The sequence below is a fragment of the Phormidesmis priestleyi BC1401 genome (assembly GCF_001650195.1).
GTDB classification, from domain to species: Bacteria; Cyanobacteriota; Cyanobacteriia; order Leptolyngbyales; family Leptolyngbyaceae; genus Phormidesmis_A; species Phormidesmis_A priestleyi_B.
The window spans coordinates 1-1,891 of record NZ_LXYR01000150.1; the positions used below are offsets into that span (position 1 = coordinate 1).

The window sequence follows — 1,891 nt, forward strand, 5'->3', positions numbered from 1 at the left end:
CCCAACTTCCTAGAGTTGAATGGTGATTTTGTTGTGCAATTCCTCCAGTTGAATGAGTGAACTGTTACCCAGGACGATGTTGAACTTCGCTAGCGATCGTTCAACTTGATATCCCGGCAACACTCGGACGATTTGATATTCAGTCGTCAAGTCGCTCGTGCCATCCCACTTGAGCAACGCCAGTTGATTAGACGCAATCTCACTCAGTTGCGAAACAAAGTCTTCAATGCTATCACTCACATTCGGGAGAATGCCGGACGACATGAAGATATAACGCCCTTGCAAATCCAGCATAACGCCAACTTGATAACATCTTTCCGTTGAGCAACGCAACTCAACCGTGAACGAAATCGAGCTAGGCACGATCGTCCTAACTCCCATAATTTTTGTCCTCTCGATTAATTCAAAGAGGACAAAAACTCTGATTTCTCAGACGGTCTGTAGGGGTAAAAACTATATGCAGGATCTTGATTCCAGCCTTTCAAGATCCCATAGCAAAGCTGACGGTGTACAATCATGAACGCCTCCTGAGTTATGAACGCTAACTAGGGATGGAAGTCCTCGGAGTCTGATCTCGTAAATCAGGCTTCGGGGCACAACTTCATCACTGCGATGTACTCTACAGGAGTTTTTGCTTTTTTGGAATGCTGAGTTTTTGAGAGGGGACGCGGTCGTTGCTTTGGGAAAGTGGGGAGCGATCAGGCATCCAGTGGACTGATGACACCCCGACCCCCTCGGTTGAGCACATGCGTATAAATCATTGTAGTTTTGACATCCTTATGACCCAATAGTTCTTGCACCGTGCGAATATCGTAGCCATTTTGAAGTAGGTGAGTCGCAAAGGAATGACGAAAAGTATGGCAGCCCACTCGCTTGGTTATCTTTAAAGCCCGAACTGCTTGCTTGAGGGCTTTCTGAAGTCCACTTTCATGCAGGTGAAAGCGTTGCCAGATAGCGGTATCTGGGTTTTGAATCCGACGACTAGAAGCAAAGATCCACTGCCAAATCCACTGCCGATCGGCGTTGGGATACTTGCGCGCTAGTGCAAATGGGAGCCAAACAGAGCCGAATCCCTGGTTTAAGTCCTGTTGATGCAGGATTTTGCCTGTTGGAGATGAGCTTGGAGATCGGGAATGAGTCGCTCTGGCAGCATCGTGACGCGATCGTTCATGCCTTTGGCATTACGAACTGTGATTTGATGTTGGTCAAAATCCAAGTCTTTAATGCGTAGAGAAAGTGCTTCGTTGAGACGCATTCCACTTCCGTAAAGCAGTTGAATTAATAGACAATACGTGCCGTTCATTTGAGCAATCACCGATCGAACTTCTTGGGGTGTCAGGACTGTGGGCAAGTAGGTCGATCGTTTAGCCCGAACTGCTTGAATGTCAAAGTCCAGCGTTTGATTCAGCACGTCACGATAAAGGAAAAGAATCGCGTTGAAGGCTTGATTCTGGGTTGAGGCAGCAACTTTGCCTTCTACTGCCAGGTGTGTCAAGAATGCTTCAATTTCTGCTTGTCCCATTTCCCGTGGGTGTCGCCTGTGATGAAAAGCAACGTATCGCTTAATCCACTGAACATAGCTTTTTTCAGTTTGATACGAGTAATGCTTGAGCCGAATGGTGTCTCGCACCACTTCCGATAGCATCTTGGGACGTTCACTCATAAAAGTTTATAGTTCTTAAACAAAATAACGGGTGTGATCTCATAGAATCAGAATATCTAATGAAAGGTGAGGGAAAATACACCGAAAGTTTCGGGGTATCTGCCCAAATTGGAGAGATATATAGAAGGTGTCAGGATATCTACTCAAATCAGGGAGATATACAGAAAGTTTCGGGATATCTGCCTAAATCAGGGAGATATACAGAAAGTTTCCGTATAATCAATAGTT

General features: G+C 45.7%; 3 protein-coding genes. All 3 read right to left on the reverse strand.

What is annotated here, in order from left to right:
* Window positions 1-9 precede the first annotated feature (9 nt).
* The 3 genes from A8707_RS26080 to A8707_RS30875 all read right to left on the reverse strand — a co-directional run bounded on the left by A8707_RS26080 (window position 10) and on the right by A8707_RS30875 (window position 1,663).
* On the reverse strand, window positions 10-381 hold the full coding sequence (locus A8707_RS26080; protein ID WP_156518905.1) for a hypothetical protein: 372 nt from the start codon (window positions 379-381) through the stop codon (window positions 10-12).
* Between the two features lie 317 nt (window positions 382-698).
* Window positions 699-1,100 (reverse strand): tyrosine-type recombinase/integrase, encoded by a 402-nt coding sequence (locus A8707_RS30870; RefSeq protein WP_331711750.1) that lies wholly within the window; start codon window positions 1,098-1,100, stop codon window positions 699-701.
* A complete protein-coding gene (locus A8707_RS30875) occupies window positions 1,079-1,663 on the reverse strand; it encodes a phage integrase N-terminal SAM-like domain-containing protein (protein ID WP_331711748.1) in 585 nt (194 codons plus the stop codon). The genes A8707_RS30870 and A8707_RS30875 overlap by 22 nt, the downstream gene beginning before the upstream one ends.
* Window positions 1,664-1,891: the final 228 nt, after the last annotated feature.